Annotated in this window: 11 protein-coding genes; 7 read left to right on the forward strand and 4 right to left on the reverse strand. The window is 62.1% G+C overall.

The window, feature by feature from the left end; all coding sequences use genetic code 11:
• Positions 1 to 189 precede the first annotated feature (189 nt).
• Genes pstB through ACJ8IL_RS19505 form a run of 3 tightly spaced genes read right to left on the reverse strand, consistent with a single transcriptional unit; the run spans position 190 to position 4,848 of the window.
• Complete coding sequence (gene pstB, locus ACJ8IL_RS19495; RefSeq protein ID WP_019452422.1) at positions 190 to 1,002, reverse strand: phosphate ABC transporter ATP-binding protein PstB; 813 nt, start codon at positions 1,000 to 1,002, stop codon at positions 190 to 192.
• Positions 1,003 to 1,030: 28 nt separating this feature from the next.
• The gene (pstA, locus tag ACJ8IL_RS19500) at positions 1,031 to 2,680 is read right to left on the reverse strand and encodes a phosphate ABC transporter permease PstA (protein WP_060434412.1); all 1,650 of its coding nucleotides are present in this window, start codon (positions 2,678 to 2,680) and stop codon (positions 1,031 to 1,033) included.
• Positions 2,677 to 4,848: an ABC transporter permease subunit gene (locus tag ACJ8IL_RS19505; protein ID WP_060434410.1), complete on the reverse strand. Its 2,172-nt coding sequence runs from the start codon at positions 4,846 to 4,848 to the stop codon at positions 2,677 to 2,679. The genes pstA and ACJ8IL_RS19505 overlap by 4 nt, the downstream gene beginning before the upstream one ends.
• Positions 4,849 to 5,244: 396 nt before the next feature.
• On the opposite strand from ACJ8IL_RS19505, the gene ppk1 reads away from it, so the two are divergent.
• From ppk1 to ACJ8IL_RS19535, 6 genes are all read left to right on the forward strand, one after another.
• Entirely contained in the window at positions 5,245 to 7,308 is a 2,064-nt protein-coding gene (gene ppk1, locus ACJ8IL_RS19510) for a polyphosphate kinase 1 (RefSeq protein WP_025303849.1), read from the forward strand.
• A gap of 10 nt (positions 7,309 to 7,318) precedes the next feature.
• Positions 7,319 to 8,869: an exopolyphosphatase gene (gene ppx, locus ACJ8IL_RS19515; protein ID WP_025303850.1), complete on the forward strand. Its 1,551-nt coding sequence runs from the start codon at positions 7,319 to 7,321 to the stop codon at positions 8,867 to 8,869.
• Positions 8,870 to 9,050: 181 nt separating this feature from the next.
• Positions 9,051 to 9,233, forward strand: a complete 183-nt coding sequence (locus tag ACJ8IL_RS19520) for a YfgG family protein (RefSeq protein WP_004941600.1) — start codon at positions 9,051 to 9,053, stop codon at positions 9,231 to 9,233.
• A gap of 103 nt (positions 9,234 to 9,336) precedes the next feature.
• Positions 9,337 to 10,770 (forward strand): magnesium transporter, encoded by a 1,434-nt coding sequence (gene mgtE / locus ACJ8IL_RS19525; protein WP_025303851.1) that lies wholly within the window; start codon positions 9,337 to 9,339, stop codon positions 10,768 to 10,770.
• Positions 10,771 to 10,955: 185 nt separating this feature from the next.
• Positions 10,956 to 14,282 (forward strand): diguanylate cyclase, encoded by a 3,327-nt coding sequence (locus ACJ8IL_RS19530; protein WP_442516767.1) that lies wholly within the window; start codon positions 10,956 to 10,958, stop codon positions 14,280 to 14,282.
• Positions 14,283 to 14,476: 194 nt separating this feature from the next.
• A complete protein-coding gene (locus ACJ8IL_RS19535) occupies positions 14,477 to 14,830 on the forward strand; it encodes a DNA-binding protein (protein ID WP_049209521.1) in 354 nt (117 codons plus the stop codon).
• Between the two features lie 6 nt (positions 14,831 to 14,836).
• Here ACJ8IL_RS19535 and alkA read toward each other — a convergent pair whose 3' ends face one another.
• Complete coding sequence (alkA, locus tag ACJ8IL_RS19540) at positions 14,837 to 16,327, reverse strand: DNA-3-methyladenine glycosylase 2 (protein WP_442516768.1); 1,491 nt, start codon at positions 16,325 to 16,327, stop codon at positions 14,837 to 14,839.
• A gap of 164 nt (positions 16,328 to 16,491) precedes the next feature.
• Here alkA and yegD point away from each other — a divergent pair, with 164 nt between their 5' ends.
• Entirely contained in the window at positions 16,492 to 17,844 is a 1,353-nt protein-coding gene (gene yegD, locus ACJ8IL_RS19545; protein WP_442516769.1) for a molecular chaperone, read from the forward strand.
• The last annotated feature ends 42 nt before the right edge of the window (positions 17,845 to 17,886 follow it).

Raw genomic sequence — 17,886 nt, forward strand, 5'->3', positions numbered from 1 at the left:
AAACACATCCATTTACACTGATTTACACAGATTGGCGAATTATAAACAATTCGCTGGCTCCGTCCATGCAAATGAGAATTATTTTTATTAATGTAGCCAGTGAAAAGACGTGCTTGGCGTGTTAGCGAGAATAATCGGAGGAAACACAAAGACGGGAAAAGGGGCGCCGTATGCAACGCCCCCCAGAACTCACCCATACCGCCCGGTAATATAATCCTCGGTGCGGCGCTGGCGCGGCGACGTGAAAATGGCGTCGGTGTCGTTGTATTCCACCAGCCGCCCCTGATGAATAAAGGCGGTGTAGTCGGAGACGCGCGCCGCTTGCTGCATGTTGTGCGTCACCAGCACCACGCTATAGCGCTGCTTGAGTGCGGAAATCAGCTCTTCGATGGTCAGCGTGGAGATCGGATCGAGCGCCGAGGTCGGCTCGTCGAGCAGCAATACTTCCGGCTCGATGGCGATGGCGCGCGCGATCACCAGGCGCTGCTGCTGGCCGCTGGACAAGCGGAACGCATTTTCGCGCAGCCGGTCTTTTACCTCATGCCACAACGCGGCGGCGCGCAGTGAACGCTCCACCGCTTCATCCAGCAAGCGCCGGTCGCGCACGCCCTGCAGCCGCAGGCCGTACACCACGTTTTCATAGATCGATTTCGGGAACGGGTTCGGCCGTTGGAACACCATGCCCACCCGCCGCCGCAGCGCCGCCACGTCGATCTGCGCGCCGGAGATCGCCGCGCCGTTCAGCTGCAGATCGCCCTCAATGCGGCAGTTGTCCACCAGATCGTTCATGCGATTGAAACAGCGCAGCAGCGTCGATTTGCCGCAGCCCGAAGGGCCGATCAGGGCCGTCACCCGATGTTTCGGGATACGCAGCGAAATATCGTGCAGCACCTGTTTGTCACCATAAAACAGGTTCAGGCCGTTGACCGCCAGCGCGGTCTGTTCATCGTCGAGATGCTGGACATCCAGCCGGGGCAAACTGCCTGGCGTCATCAAACCCATTACGCACTCCCCAAAAATAGCGTCATTGTTACTGCGACCATGCTCGGTACCGCTCCCTCAACGAATGGCGGATGCCCATCGCCGCCAGATTCAAACTCACCACGATCGTCACCAGCAAGAAGGCGGTGGCGAACACCAGCGGCCGCGCCGCCTCCACGCTCGGGCTCTGGAATGCCATATCGTAGATCTGGAAGCTCAAATGCATGAACTTCCGCTCCAGGTGCAGATACGGGAAAATCTCGTCCACCGGCAGCACCGGCACCGATTTCACGACCCCCACCAGCATCAGCGGCGCGGTCTCCCCTGCGGCGCGCGCCACCGCCAGGATCAGGCCGGTCATCATCGCCGGCGCCGCCATCGGCAGCACGATGCGCCACAGCGTCTCGGCCCGGCTGGCGCCCAGCGCCATCGAGCCCTGCCGCAGCGAGGCGGGAATGCGCGACAGCCCTTCCTCGGTGGCGACGATCACCACCGGCAGCGTCAGCAGCGCCAGCGTCAGCGCCGCCCACAGCACGCCGGGCGTGCCGAAGGTCGGGTTAGGCAAAGATTCAGGATAGAACAGCTGATCGAGCGTGCCGCCGATCATATAAACAAAAAAGCCGAGGCCGAAGACGCCGTAGACGATCGAGGGCACGCCGGCCAGATTGACCACCGCGATGCGGATCACCCGCGTCAGCAGATTGTTGCCGGCATATTCGTGCAGATACAGCGCCGCGATCACGCCAAACGGCATCACCACGATCGACATCAGGATCACCATCAACACCGTACCGAAAATGGCCGGGAACACCCCGCCTTCGGTATTCGCCTCACGCGGGCTGTCGGTGAGAAACTTCTTCACCTGCTCGCCCCAGTGCATCAGCTTCTCGGTGGTGCTCATGGCGTTCGGGTACCAGGCATCGCGCACCTGGCTGAGCGGAATGGTCAACGTCTGCCCGTGCATGTCGCGCAGCAGCAACGCGTCGCGCTGGCGATCGCGGTTCAGCCCCGCCAGACGTTCGGACAACAGCTGATACTGCCGCTGCAGCTCCAGCCGTTCGGCCTTGATGGCGTCCTGTGCGCGGGCGTCCAGCTTATCGTCGCGCTGCAGGCGCTTTTCCCGCAGCCGCAGCGCGTCAAACTGCTGATTGATGCGCGCCATGTCGCGGAATTGAATGTCGTGCGCCTGGCGCGAGAGCGCGGCGATTTGCGGCAGGCGCTGCTGCAACGCCTGCCCCAGATTGCGGCCGGTCAGTGGTTGCCCGTCTTCCAGCAGCCCCGCCAGATAGCCGTAAGCGGTACCGTGGCTGTCGCGTTCCAGCACCAGCAGGCTGCGCGGCGCGCTTTGGCTGCGGATATCGCTGGCCAGCAAGGTGCGGAAATCCTGCCCCTCGCGTTCGCGGTTGCCGACCTTAATCAGATAACGTTCGACGTTCTGCGCCTCGCCCGGCGGCGTGACGCCCGCCTCGGCCAGTTGGCGCCGGGAAATGCTTTGTTGCTGGTACAACTCACCGATCACCGTCACCGGCCCAGCGCCGTTCTGATTCAGTTCGAACTGATAAACCGGGCTCGGCCAGAAATAGCGCATCCCCTGCCCGGCCAGCAGTAGCAGAATGCCGATCAGCGCCAACAGGCTGACGGCCACCGAACCGGCGGTCAGCCACACCCACGGCGACCCGCTCTTCACCCAGCTCTTCATGGCGCCTCCTGATTCGGCGTGTAACGCTTACGCAACCGCAGGCGCACCGCCTCCGCCAGCGTGTTGAACACGAAGGTGAAGACAAACAGCACCAGCGCAGTCAGGAACAGCACGCGGTAATGGCTGCTGCCGGAAACCGCCTCCGGCATTTCAATGGCGATGTTGGCCGCCAGCGCGCGCAGCCCCTGGAACAGGCTGCCGTCGATAATCGGCGTGTTGCCGGTAGCCATCAGCACGATCATGGTTTCCCCCACCGCGCGGCCAAAGCCGATCATCAGCGCGGAGAAAATGCCGGCGCTGGCGGAAGGCAGCACCACCTTGATCACCGTCTGCCATTGGGTGGCGCCCAGCGCCAAAGAGCCCTGGCTCAGGGTGGCCGGCACGCTGAACAGCGCGTCCTCCGCCAGCGAGAAGATGATCGGCACCAGCGCGAAGCCCATCGCCACGCCCACCACCAGCGCATTACGCTGGTCATAATTATCCCCCAGCCAGAAATGCAACGGCTCACCAAACAGCGCCACCTCCAGCCACGGCCCCAGGCTGAACGCCAGCCATACCGTCAATGCCAGCAGCGGCAACAGCAACAGCAGATCGACGCCCGGCCGGCAGCGCGGCATAAAACGATGGGTCAACGCGCCGCACAGCAGCACCGCCGCCGCCAGCAGCAGCGGCAACGCCAGCACCGCCAACAGATACTGCTCGATGATCGGCGCCAGCCAGATGCCGGCCACCAGCCCGATCACCACCGTCGGCAGCGCGCCCATCACTTCGATAGCCGGTTTGATCACCCGTCGTAGCCCCGCCGTCATAAAGTAAGCGGTATAGATGGCGCCGGCCAAGGCCAAGGGTATGGCGAACAGCATCGCGTAAGCCGCCGCCTTGAAGGTGCCGAAGATCACCGGCATCAGGCTGAATTTGGGTTGGTAGCTGTCTTCGCCGGAGGTGGACTGCCAGACGTAGGCCGGCTGCGGGTAGTTCTCATACCACACCTTGCCCCACAGCGAACGCCAGGTGACGTCCGGATACGGGTTGTCGAGCGCATAGCGCTGCCAGCCCTGCGCGCTCTCCAGCAGCAGACCATCGCCGCGCGGCGCGAACGCCATCTGCCGCACCTCGGCACCCAAACGGGTATTCAGCAGCGGCTGCGGTTGAATGGCGGAAAATAACGAGAAGCCGCCATCGGGCCGCAGAGTGGCGAACACACGGCGGTAAGGCTCGGCCACCGTCAGCTCCTGCCCGTCAGCACCGTGATCGAAATGCTGCACCGGCGTCAGGCGCCAGCGCCGATCTTTTTCCACCTCGAACCACTCGCGCAGATTGCCGTCGGCGCCCTTGATCAGCAGCGCGCTACCGCCGGGCAGCGCCGTCATCTGATACGGGGCGTGTTCGCCAAGGGTACGCGTTTCACGCAGCTGCAGCTGCGCGCCGTCGATCTGATAACGCGCCAGCCGGTTGCCGTTCAGCAGGTAAAGCTGGCGGCCATCCGGCGTCAGCACCAGTTGCTCCCCGTCGTGCTCCAGCGGACGCTCGCTGAACTGCGGCGGCCGGTCGGGGCTGAAGCGACCGAACACCAGGCGCCGATCGTCGGTCACCCCGGCCAACAGATACTGCCCGCGATGCGCATCCGCCAACGACAGCAGTTTCAGCGGTTTGTTCTGCGGATCCAGCGCCAACGGCTGTTGCCCAAGCGGGAACTGCCACTGCGGCCGGCCGTTTTCCGCCGTCGCGAAGTCCGCGCGTGCCACCACCAACCGGCCGTTGGCCTGCGCCAGCGCAAACAGATCGCGCTCTCCGGCAGCCTGCGCGAGCAGCGCCGGTTTGGCCAGCAGCGTCTGCTGCACCAGAGGCGTCTGGGCCTGGCCGCTCGGCGCCGGCGTCAGACGATAAAATTGCCCCGCGCCCTGCGCGTCGATGCGATAACCCACGCGCTGCTGCACGTCCATGCCCAGCGCCAGCGCCGGGGCCGACACCGCGATCGGCAGCGGCTGAGCCTGCCCAAGCGAGGCCGGTTTGAACAGCGGCAGCACCGCAAACAGCAGATAAACGAAGATCAGCATCAACGTCATCAGCACCATCAGCCCGCTGGCGGTCACTGCCGCCTGCACGCCGCGGTCGATGCGCCCGCGCATGCGATCTCGGGGATGTTGATTGGCCGTCGTCTGTGTCATGTGTCTCGCTGTCGCTGATGTAATCGGGCTTACGCCGTAAGATAACCGGGCATCTTATGTCAGTTTTATGACGTTTGCATGACAAAGTTACCCGACTCAACCCAGGTTTTTTACACTGCCAACAGACAATATGAATTTGATATATTGCTGAAAAATGACCATAAACACGCTTTATAACGCCAAGAATAAGCCTGCTAGCCGTCATTTCATGCTGATCGTTTTACTGCCGAGCATCCCGCCGCGGGGAAAATTTATTGCCGCCGAAAAACGCCGCGCGCCAACGCAATGGATATGTTGGACTTTCCTGTCAATCTCTCGCAATAATGATGAAGGACACTAGAGCGGCATCCGGGCGCTGCGTCCCGGATCCTATTCTAAATTTGAACTGGAGTGGCAATGGGTCAGGAAAAGCTCTACATCGAAAAAGAACTAAGCTGGTTATCCTTTAATGAACGCGTGTTGCAGGAAGCCGCAGATAAGAGCAATCCCCTGATTGAACGTATGCGTTTTCTGGGCATTTACTCCAACAACCTCGACGAGTTCTATAAAGTCCGCTTCGCCGATCTCAAACGGCGCATCCTGATCAGCGAAGAGCAAGGCTCCGCCGGTTCCTCGCGCCACCTGCTGAAAAAGATCCAGGCCAAGGTGCTGAAAACCGATCAGGAGTTCGACGGCCTGTACAACGATCTGCTGCTGGAAATGGCCCGCAACCAGATCTTCCTGATCAACGAACGCCAGGTGTCCGAGAACCAGCAAATCTGGCTGCGGCAATATTTCAAACAACATCTGCGCCAGCACATCACGCCGATCCTGATCAACCACGACACCAACCTGGTGCAGTTCCTGAAAGACGACTACACCTATCTGGCGGTGGAGATCATCCGCGGCGCCCGCACCGACTATGCGCTGCTGGAGATCCCGTCCGACAAGGTGCCGCGCTTCGTCAATCTGCCGCCGGAAGCGCCGCGCCGCCGTAAGCCGATGATCCTGCTGGACAACATTCTGCGTTACTGCCTAGACGATATCTTCAAGGGCTTCTTCGACTACGATGCGCTCAACGCCTATTCGATGAAAATGACCCGCGACGCGGAGTACGATCTGGTCACCGAAATGGAATCCAGCCTGCTGGAACTGATGTCCTCCAGCCTGAAACAGCGCCTGACCGCCGAGCCGGTGCGCTTTGTTTATCAGCGCGACATGCCGAACGAAATGGTGGAACTGCTGCGCGGCAAGCTGGGCATCTCCAACTACGATTCGGTGATCGCCGGCGGCCGCTACCACAACTTCAAAGATTTCATCAGTTTCCCGAACGTCGGCAAGGCCAATCTGGTCAACAAGCCGCTGCCGCGCCTGCGCCACATCTGGTTCGACGGTTTCCGCAACGGCTTCGACGCCATTCGTGAAAAAGACGTGCTGCTCTACTACCCGTACCACACCTTCGAGCACGTGCTGGAGCTGCTGCGCCAGGCGTCGTTCGATCCGAGCGTGTTGGCGATCAAAATCAACATCTACCGAGTGGCGAAAGATTCGCGCATCATCGAATCGATGATCCACGCCGCGCACAACGGCAAGAAGGTCACGGTGGTGGTCGAGCTGCAGGCGCGCTTCGACGAAGAAGCCAACATTCACTGGGCGAAGCGCCTGACCGAGGCCGGCGTACACGTGATCTTCTCCGCACCGGGCCTGAAAATCCACGCCAAGCTGTTCCTGATTTCACGCCGTGAAGGCGATGACATTGTGCGCTATGCTCATATCGGCACCGGCAACTTTAACGAAAAAACCGCGCGCATCTACACCGACTATTCGCTGTTGACCGCCGATTCACGCATCACCAACGAGGTGCGCCGGGTATTCAACTTTATCGAGAACCCCTACCGGCCGGTCACCTTCGACAACCTGATGGTGTCGCCGCAGAACTCGCGCCTGAAGCTGTATGAGCTGATCGACAACGAAATCGCCAACGCGCAGGCCGGGGAACAGGCCGGCATTATGTTGAAAATAAATAATCTGGTGGATAAAGGACTGGTAGATCGGTTATATACCGCGTCCGGCGCCGGCGTGAAGATCCGCCTGCTGGTGCGGGGCATGTGTTCCCTGATTCCCAACCTGCCGGGGATCAGCGACAATATTCAGGTGATCAGCATCGTCGATCGCTTTTTGGAACACGATCGGGTTTACGTTTTCGACAATAAAGGTGACAAACGGGTGTATCTGTCCTCCGCCGACTGGATGACCCGCAACATAGATTACCGTATCGAAGTGGCGGTATCGCTGCTGGATCCGGCGCTGAAACAGCGCGTTCTGGACATTCTGGAGATCCTGTTCAGCGATACGGTCAAGGCCCGTTATGTGGATAAAGAACTGAGCAACCAGTACGTGCCGCGCGGCAACCGCCGCAAAGTGCGCGCCCAGGTGGCTATTTACGAGTATTTAAAAGCTCTGGAACAACCAGGACAGTAGGCCAGCAACTATGCCGCTAAAAAACACTGCATCGAACAAACCGCAGGAAATCGCCGCCATCGACCTCGGGTCGAACAGCTTCCACATGGTGATCGCCCGCGTCGTCAACGGCGCTTTACAGGTATTGGGCCGTTTGAAACAACGGGTACATCTCGCCGACGGATTGGACAGCAACAACGTACTCAGTGAAGAGGCGATAGAACGCGGCCTGGCCTGCCTGGCGCTGTTTGCCGAACGGCTGCAGGGCTTCCCGGCGGATAACGTCACCATCGTCGGGACCCACACCCTGCGCCAGGCGGTGAACGCCGAAGTATTCCTCAAGCGCGCCGCCAAAGTGATCCCCTACCCGATCGAAATCATCGCCGGCCAGGAAGAGGCGCGCCTGATCTTCATGGGCGTGGAACACACCCAGCCGGAGAAAGGCCGCAAGCTGGTGATCGACATCGGCGGCGGCTCCACCGAGCTGGTGATCGGCGAAGACTTCGAGCCGCTGCTGGCGGAAAGCCGCCGCATGGGCTGCGTCAGCTTCGCCCAGCTGTTCTTCCCCGGCGGAGAGATCAGCAAAAACAACTTCCGCCGCGCGCGGCTGGCGGCGGCACAGAAGCTGGAAACGCTGGCCTGGCAGTACCGCATTCAGGGCTGGCAGTACGCGCTGGGCGCCTCGGGTACCATCAAGGCCGCCCACGAAGTGCTGGTGGCGATGGGAGAAAAAGACGGTCTCATCACCCTGGAACGCCTGGAAATGCTCGCCGAACAGGTGCTGCAGTTCAAAAGCTTCGGCTCGCTGAGCCTGCCGGGGCTGTCGGAAGACCGCCAATCGGTGTTCGTGCCGGGGTTGGCTATCCTGTGCGGCGTGTTCGACGCGCTGGCGATCCGCGATCTGCGCTTGTCCGACGGCGCGCTGCGCGAAGGCGTGCTGTATGAAATGGAAGGCCGTTTCCGCCACCAGGACATCCGCAGCCGCACCGCCAAGAGCCTGGCCGATCACTACAACATCGACCGCGAACAGGCCAAACGGGTGCTGGAAACCACCGAGTTGCTCTACTCACAGTGGATGGCGCAAAACACCAAGCTGGCGCATCCGCAGCTGGAGGCCCTGCTGAAATGGGCCGCCATGCTGCACGAGGTGGGGCTGAGCATCAACCACAGCGGCATGCACCGCCATTCGGCCTACATTCTGCAAAACTCCAACCTGCCTGGCTTCAATCAGGAACAGCAGCTGCTGCTGGCGGCGCTGGTGCGCTTCCACCGCAAGGCGATCAAGCTGGAAGAGCTGCCGCGCCTTAACCTGTTCAAGAAGAAACACTACCTGCCGCTGATCCAGCTGCTGCGTCTGAGCACCCTGCTCAACAACCAGCGTCAGTCGACCACCACGCCGGAAACGCTGCGCCTGACCACCGACGACAACCACTGGACGCTGCGTTTCCCGGCCGGCTACCTGGCGCAAAACAACCTGGTGCAGTTGGACTTCGAGCGCGAGCAGGCCTACTGGAACGACGTCGTCGGCTGGAAGCTGCTGATCGACGAAGAAGGCTCGCAAGACGAACAGCGCTCCGCCTGATCCTTCGCCCCCTGCCAGCCAGGGGGTTTTTCTTTCCGCCCCCGCTCCGCCAACCTAAACGAAACCCTAATACGGCGCGCCGCTCGCCGGAAAAAAATGGACAACTTTTGTCATCAGCGCCTAAAATCCGGTTACAAATTCTCGAGCGAATAACACAGGACACCGGCATACCGGGTGATATATGCGCAAGAAAACCACCGGACAGATGACGAAGATAGTGTTGTTTATCAGCTTTATCATTTTAGTCGGCCGACTGCTGTACGCCGCCGTGGTGGCGGTGCCTCATCATCAGGAAAAAAAGCAGGCCGCTGCGCAAAACGCCGCCGAAGTCAGCGCGCCGCAACAGGACGCCTCCTCTGAATAACCGCCGCGCCCCGTCCGTTTCATAAAAATGACTCCGGCACTCGCTATGCTCTATCTTTTAATGAGCCTGCGTCAGGAACGCCGAGCGCCCGTTAAGGAACACCATGTCAGCCGCAACCCATAACGTCAAAAAAGTCGCTGAACACCGCCAGCGCATTCTTACTCTGTTGTTGAACAATAAGGAATTGGTCGACGGCATTCTCGGCCGGCCGGGGGATGAACACGCCCTCAGCCAAAGCGAACGGCTGAACCAAACGGCGGAAATTACCGGCCTGCTGGACGACATGCACGCCGCCGACCTGGCGGACCTGCTGGAAGCGCTGCCGCAGGACGAACGCATGGCGCTGTGGCGGCTGGTGGGCAACAGCAAGCGCGGCCAGACGCTGGTGGAAGTCGCCGAGCCGGTCTGGGACAGCCTGATCGAGGAAATGAGCGACAAAGACCTGCTCAAGGCGATCAAAACGCTGGATGTCGACGAACAGGCCTACCTGGCGCAATACCTGCCGCGTAACCTGATGGGCCGGTTGCTGACCTCGCTGGAGCCGGAGCAGCGCGCCCAGGTGCGCGAGATGAGCCAATACGCCAAAGACAGCGTCGGCTGGATGATGGATTTCGAACTGGTGACGGTGCGGCCGGACGTCACGCTCGGCGCGGTGCACCGCTTTTTGCGCATGCGCAAAACCATTCCCGACGCCACCGATAAACTGTTCGTCACTGACCGCAAAAACACACTGCTGGGCGAGCTGCCGCTGACCGCGGTGCTGCTGAACGATCCGGAGATCCCGGTGCGCGACGTGATGGACAGCGATCCCGCCACCTTTCAGCCCGAAGACAAGGCCGATGATGCGGCCGGCGCCTTCGAACGTTATGACCTGATCAGCGCCCCGGTGGTTGATGCCAAAGGCAAACTGATGGGCCGCCTGACCATCGAAGAGATCGTCGACGCCGTCAACGAAGAGAGCGACACCAATTTGCGCCGCATGGGCGGTTTGAGCCCGGAAGAAGACGTGTTCGCCCCGGTCAGCAAGGCGGTCAAGACCCGCTGGGCCTGGCTGGCGATCAACCTCTGCACCGCATTCATAGCCTCCCGCGTGATCGGCCTGTTCGAACACACCATTTCCCAGCTGGTGGCGCTGGCGGCGCTGATGCCGATCGTCGCCGGCATCGGCGGCAACACCGGCAACCAGACCATCACCATGATCGTGCGCGCGCTGGCGCTGCACCAGATCGAAGTCGGCAACATCTCGCGCCTGATGCTCAGAGAGTTGGGGGTGGCCATCATCAACGGCGTAGTGTGGGGCGGCATCATGGGCGTGATCACCTGGCTGCTGTATGGCGACGCGGCGATGGGCGGCGTAATGACGCTGGCGATGCTACTCAACCTGCTGCTGGCGGCGCTGATGGGCGTGGTGATCCCGATGACCATGCTCAAACTGGGCCGCGATCCGGCGGTCGGCTCCAGCGTGCTCATCACCGCGCTGACCGACACCGGCGGCTTCTTCATCTTCCTCGGCCTCGCCACCCTGTTCCTGCTGTAAGACGCTCAAAGCCGGCCCCGCGCCGGCTTTTTCGTCATTCTGTCGCCGGGCCTGCGCTGATGCAGTAAAGTCGGCCCTCCCGGTAGGTTTTCCTCTCACGCTGTACTACCCTTTGCCAATAAATCGCCTTAATTCATTCACGTCATGAATTCAATCACAGGCAGAGGCCATCGGTAAGGGTGTCTATGGAGATCAGCGCGCCGAACACGTTCGGCACACACAAAGGCGTCGTGCTGACGCATTCCCTGTTCGTGGCGCTGGCGACGTTTTTGCTCGCCTTGCTGAGCCTGTCGTTATCCAGTGAGGCTCATCACTTCACGCCGCTGTGGTTCCCGACCGCCGCCGCGATCGCCGTGCTGTATCGCCATCCCCCGCGTCATTGGGGTTTGCCGCTGCTGGCCAGCGGCACAGGCATCGTGCTCGCCAGCTTCCTGCTGTTCGGCCTCAGCGCCATTCCCGTCAAGCTGGCCGCCATCAACCTGCTGGAAGCGGCAGTGTGCGCTCTGCTGCTGCGCCGCACGCTGCCGGCGATCGATCCGCTGAGCGATCTGGGCTGTTGGCTGCGCTTCGTGGTCTGCGCGGTGATCTTCACCCCGCTGTTCAGCGCGCTGCTGGCCGCCGGGCTCTCGCCCACGCCGGATCAAACGTTCTGGCAATCGTTCGGCATCTGGTTCATCTCCGAAGCGATAGGGGTGCTGTCGCTGGCGCCGCTCGGCCTCACCTATCACCGCCGCACATTGGCAGTGCTGAACCCCTACCCGCTGCTGCTCACGCTGATGGGCTCACTGGCCTTCAGCTACCTGGCGCTGACCTATCTGCCGTTCCCGTTCACCTTCGTCATCCTGCCGCTGCTGTGGGCCGCCATCGCGCTGCCGCGCTTCGAAGCCTTCGCCGTCTGCTTCTGTACCCTGCTGCTGATCACGGTGCTGATCTCGCTGGCCGTGCTGCACCTGCAGGCCTCTGCACACGTCTTCGGTGAGCTCGGCCTCTATCTGCCGATGTTGCTGATCCTGATCCCGGCGCACGCCATGGCGATGGTGATGCACACCTTCCGGGTGGAGAAACAGCACATCGTCGAGAGCGAGAGCCGGTTTCGCAGCGCGCTGGAGTATTCCGCCATCGGCATGGCGCTGGTGTCGCCGGAGGGCAAATGGCTGCAGGTCAATCAGGCGCTGTGCAAACTGCTCGGCTATCCGCCCGAAAGACTTTATCGCCTGACCTTTCAAGAGATCACCCACCCGGACGATCTGAACGCCGACCTATCCCAACTGCACGAACTGCTCGACGGCCATATCAGCAGCTACACCCTAGAGAAGCGCTATATCCGCAGCGACGGCCAGACGGTCTGGGCGCTGCTGGCGGTCTCGCTGGTGCGCGACGGCGAAGGCCGGCCGTTGTACTTCATCTCTCAGATCGAGGACATCAGCGGCCTCAAACGCAGCGAGGCGGAGAACAACCGGCTGGTGGAGCGCATTACGCTGGCCAACCAGGTGGGCGGCGTCGGCATCTGGGAATGGGTGATGAACCAGGAAAACTTCACCTGGGATCAGCGTATGTTCGAACTCTACGATCTCAATCCCGACCAAACGCCGACGCAGGCGCTGTGGCGCAGCCTGCTGGTGCCGGAAGATCGCGAGCGCACCGATCGCGAACTGGCCGAGATCCTGGCGCAGCCGCGGCCGTTCATCATGGAATTTCGCATTACCACGCGCGCCGGCAAAGTGCGCCATATTCGCGGCCAGGGCAACGTGATCCTCGACGACCACGGCCGGCCGCTACGTATGATCGGCACCAATATCGACATGACCGAGCTCAAGATCCTCGCCGAGGCGCTGCACGAAGAAAAAGAGCGCCTGCACATCACTCTCGACGCCATCGGCGAAGGGGTGATCTCCACCGACGGCCACCTGCGCATCACCTTTATGAACCCGGTGGCCGAGCAAATGTGCGGCTGGCCGCTCGACCTGGCGATCGGCATGCCGGTCGCCGGCGTGGTGCGCCTGACCAACGGCAAAGACGGCCCGGAAATCGAAAACCTCACGCAATACCCGCGGCAATGGCCGGCGGACTATGCGCTGGTGCTGCACAACCGTGACGGGCGTTATTTCGACGTGCAGCAGTCGGTCTCACCGCTGAAAACTCTCGACGGCGAAACCATGGGCGCGGTCATGGTGCTGCAGGACGTCACCGCCTCGCGCGAACTGATGAAAAAGCTCAGCTATAGCGCCTCACACGACGCGCTGACCGGGTTGCCGAACCGCACCCGCTTCGAGAAGCAGCTGAAGGCGGCGATCGCCGCCACCGGGGAACCGTCGCCGCCGCATTCGCTGGTATTCCTCGATCTGGATCGGTTCAAGGCGGTGAACGACACCGCCGGCCATGCGGCGGGCGATGCCTTGCTGCGCGACATCGCTCAGTTGATGCGCCACCAGCTGCGCAATAGCGACTGCCTGGCTCGGTTGGGTGGCGACGAGTTCGGTCTGATCCTGTTCGACTGCCGGCTGGAACAGGCCAAATCGCTGGTACAGCAGGTGGTCAACCAAATCAGCCAGCATCCGTTCTATTGGGAAGGAAAAATTTACCGCGTCGGCGCCAGCGCCGGCATCACGCACATCAGCGGCGACGCCCAAAGCAGCGAACTGTTGGCGCAGGCCGACATCGCCTGCTACACCGCCAAACACCACGGGCGCGGCCAGGTTTATCTATACGAAACGCGGCAAAAACAGCTGCTGGAACGGCAGCATGAATTGCTGAACTCGCAGGAGGTACAGGCCATCATCAGCGAGGGGCAACTGCGGCTGCTGACCCACGCGGTCGCGCCGCCGGCGACGCCGCTGTCGGCCGCGTTCCACCAGGTGAAGCTGCAGGTGATGGCACCGGACGATCGGCCGCTGCCGCACGAGGCGTTCATCGCCGCCGCGCAGCTGTACGGCCTGATGCCGGATATCGACCGCTGGGCGGTGGCGCAGCTGCTGGTATCGTGCGCCGACGACATCAAGCGCAAGGGGCTGTCGCTCGCGCTGCCGCTGGCTATCGACAGTCTGCTCAGCGCCGACTTCCAGCGCGAGCTGACGGAAACGGTGCGCGCCTCCTCGCTGCCGCCGCAGGCACTGCTGTTTAGCGTCGATGAGGCTGCGGTGCTGGAACATGCCGCGCAGTGCCGGGCATTTCTCCGCGAGCTGCAGCAGCTGGGCTGCCGACTGATCGTCAACGGCTTTGGGCATAACATCAATGCCTTCGATGAGTTGGGCGATCAGAAGATAGACATCATTCGCATCGATGAACGCTTTATCACCAACGTGCACTGCAACCAGATGGACGAGCTGATGGTCGCGATGCTCAACGGCGCGGCGCATCGAATCAAGGCGCAGACGCTCGCCGGGCCGGCCCACCAGCCGGTGACGCTGCAGGCGCTGCGCGATATCGGCATCGATCTGGCGGACGGCGATCAGGTGGCGCTGGAGCAGCCGCTGGCGGTGTTGCTCAGCGACGGTTATTTCGGCATTCGCTAATCCCTCTTCCTCACCGGCGCCGTCGCACGGGCGGCGCCGCACTCCCCCGTATTTCACATTGTGTTAACCCATACGAGATTAGTGATATAAATAACACCTTAGACTTAAACGATTAAGTAAGATGAATCGCCCATGCGAGTATCAGCGTATCCGTTGATTTTCCTCGACATGTGATGACTCAGGGATAAGGGACTATGGAAAAGAAATGGTTTTCCGCCAGGGAACTGATGGGGAAGGCGGGGTTGCCCTCAACCCCACAAGGAGTCAATTTGATGGCCCGGCGAGAAGGCTGGGTCAGTCGCCGCCGCAGCGGCGTACAGGGCAAAGCGCTGGAATACCATATCGACAGCCTGCCATTCGGCGCGCGCAGCCTCTCGGCGTTGCACGAGGCCGATCATCCGGACTACGACGTCAAACGCCAGGATCCAATACGGGTCTGGATCGAGTATTACTATCACCTGACGCCGGCCGAACGGGAAAAGCTGCTGGCGTTCCTGATGCGTGAAGGCATGAGCCGCTTGCTGCAGCTGATCGACGCCCCCCGCTAGCCACGTTCAACTCCCCCCTTCCGGCGCCCAGCCGCCGTTGTGCCACAGGTGCAGCGTGGCGTAAGAGCGCCACGGGCGCCAGCGCTCGGCGTAGCGTTCAATCTGGCGCGGCGTCATGCCAGGGAAACGCTGTTTGATCAGGTAGTCGCCGGCCAGGAACACGTCCGGCCACGACCAGGCGCGCATGGCGATATAGCTGGCGGTCCAGTTGCCGATGCCCGGCAGCGCGGTCAGCGCCTTGATGCCCTGTTCAATATCCAGCACGTTATCGAGCTGCAGCCGCCCTTCGCCCAGCGCGCGGGCGATCTCGATCAGCGCCGCCGCACGCTTCACCTGCACCCCGAGCGGGCGCAGTTCTTCGGGCTGCAACTGCGCCACCCGTGCTGCGGTGGGGAAGACATGGGTGATGCCCTCATGTGGCGTTGCCAGAGCTTCCCCCCAGCGTTCGGCCATCCGCCCGGCGAAGGTCGCCGCCATTTTCACGCTGACCAACTGGCCCAGCACCGCACGCGCCGCCTGCTCGAAACTGTTCACGCAGCCCGGCAGGCGCAATCCCGGCGCATCGGCCGCCAGCGAACCCAGCGCCTCATTGATGCGATCCGGCGCGGCATCCAAATCGAACAGCAAGCGTACGCGGCGCAGCACCTCCGTCGTCACCAGACTGAGCGCCGGCGCGATCTCTACCCTGACCCGGTTGCGCGCTTCTTCCGGCTGCACGCTGAGCCAGCCGCAATACTCCGTACCGCCCTGGCTGACTGAGATCGAACGCAGATAGCGGCGGCCCTCGACCCGCTCGACGCCCTGCACGGCGCGCGCCTGCAAGAAGTTCAGCATGCGATCCCAGTCATAGGGCGGCCGATAGCCCAGGTGAAACACCAACCCGCTGGCGGCCGCCCGTTCACCACGCGCGCCGCCGCTGCGCAGCGCCGACGGGATCTGGCGGTAGCGCGCCTTGAACAGCTCGTTGAAACGCCGCAGGCTGCCGAAACCGGCGGCGAACGCCACCTCGCTGAGCGGCAGGTCGGTATCCGCCAACAGGCGCTTGGCCTGCAGCAGCCGGTGCGACTGCGCGTAATCGATCGGCGAAGCGCCAAACTGCTCGGCGAAGATACGCCGCAGGTGGCGATCGGAAATGCCGAGCCGCGCCGCCAGCGCTTCGCAACTGTGTTCGGACAGATAGCCCTGCTCGATGAGCTGCACCGCCACCTGGGCATAGCGGTTGCCCAGATCGATCAGCGCCAGGCCAGGGGCCAGTTCCGGTCGGCATTTGAGGCAGGGGCGAAACCCCGCCAGTTCAGCCGCCGCCGCGCTCGGATAAAAGGTGCAGTTTTCCCGCTTCGGCGTGCGGGCGCTGCACACCGGGCGACAATAGATGCCGGTGGAAGAGACGCCGACGAAAAAACGGCCGTCGAATTTGCGGTCACGCGCGCGCAGCGCGTCGTACAACGCTTGCTGTTGAGTATTCATGGCAACGCTCGGGTTCGGTTTTTTCTGCATTATGGGGCTCGCCTGACGCGCTGACGTGCGGAATTCGGACATTAAGTTAAGCACGCCGCCGCCGCGCCCGCTAAATTTTTCGACACTCGCGCATTGGCGCATTGCCCGCCGGCCCCGTCTCGGGTAAAGTCGCCCCCCTTCATTGGCATGGGGACAAAAAAGAGATGTTTATTGGATTCGACTACGGGACAGCCAACTGTTCCGTTGCAGTGATGCGCGACCACGGCCCCGAGCTGCTGACGCTGGAAAACAACGAACCGTATCTGCCTTCGATGCTGTGCGCGCCGACCCGCGAAGCGGTGAGCGAATGCCTGCACCGCCATTGGCAGGTGCCGACCGGCAGCGAAGAAAACCAGCAGCTGCTGCGCCGCGCCATCAGTTACAACCGCGAAGAAGACATCCCGGTCAACGGCGACAGCGTGCTGTTCGGCCTGCAGGCGCTGGCGCACTACATGGAAGATCCGGAAGAAGTGTACTTCGTGCGCTCGCCGAAGTCCTTTCTCGGCGCCAACGGCCTGAAACCGCAGCAGATCGCGCTGTTCGAAGACCTGGTGTGCGCCATGATGTTCCACATCAAGCGCCAGGCGGAAAACGTGCTGCAGACCGGTATCGATCAGGCGGTGATCGGCCGGCCGATCAACTTCCAGGGCATCGGCGGCGACGAAGCCAACCGGCAGGCGCAGGGCATTTTGCAGCGCGCCGCCGAACGCGCCGGTTTCAAAGAGATTGAATTCCAGTTCGAGCCGGTGGCGGCGGGGCTGGACTTCGAGGCGACGCTGAGCGAAGAGCAAACCGTGCTGGTGGTGGACATCGGCGGCGGCACCACCGACTGCTCGGTGCTGCTGATGGGCCCGCAGTGGCGCGACCGCGCCGATCGTCAGCAGAGCCTGCTGGGCCACAGCGGCTGCCGGGTCGGCGGTAACGATCTGGACATCATGTTGGCCTTCAAACAGCTGATGCCGCTGTTCGGCCTGGGCGGCGAAACCGGGAAAGGCATCGCCCTGCCGGCGCTGCCTTACTGGAACGCGGTGGCGACCAACGACGTACCGGCGCAAAACGACTTCTACAGCGCCGCCAATGGCCGCGTGCTGCGCGATCTGATCCTCGACGCGGCGGAGCCGGAAAAGGTCAAACGCCTGCTGAAAGTGTACCAGCAGCGCCTGAGCTACCGGCTGGTGCGCGCGGCCGAAGAGAGTAAGATAGCCCTGTCCGGCCAAACCGCCATCAGCGCGCCGCTCAGCTTCGTGCAGGCCGATCTGGCGGAAAACATCAGCCAGGATCAGCTCGCCGACGCCATCTCGCAGCCGTTGATGCGCATCCAGGAGCAGGTCAGTGCCGCGTTGGCCAGCAGCCAGACCGCGCCGCAGGTGATCTACCTGACCGGCGGCAGCGCGCGTTCGCCGCTGCTGCGCGCCGCGCTGCAACAGCAGCTGCCGGGCATTCCGATCGTCGGCGGCAACGACTTCGGCTCGGTCACCGCCGGGCTGGCGCGCTGGGCGCAAACGCTGTTCCGTTGACGGCGCCAAGGGCGCGGCTCGCCGCGCCCTTGCTCATTGGAG

Origin of the sequence: Serratia sp. CY47444, assembly GCF_052168635.1 — a bacterium.
Classification (GTDB): domain Bacteria; phylum Pseudomonadota; class Gammaproteobacteria; order Enterobacterales; family Enterobacteriaceae; genus Serratia; species Serratia bockelmannii.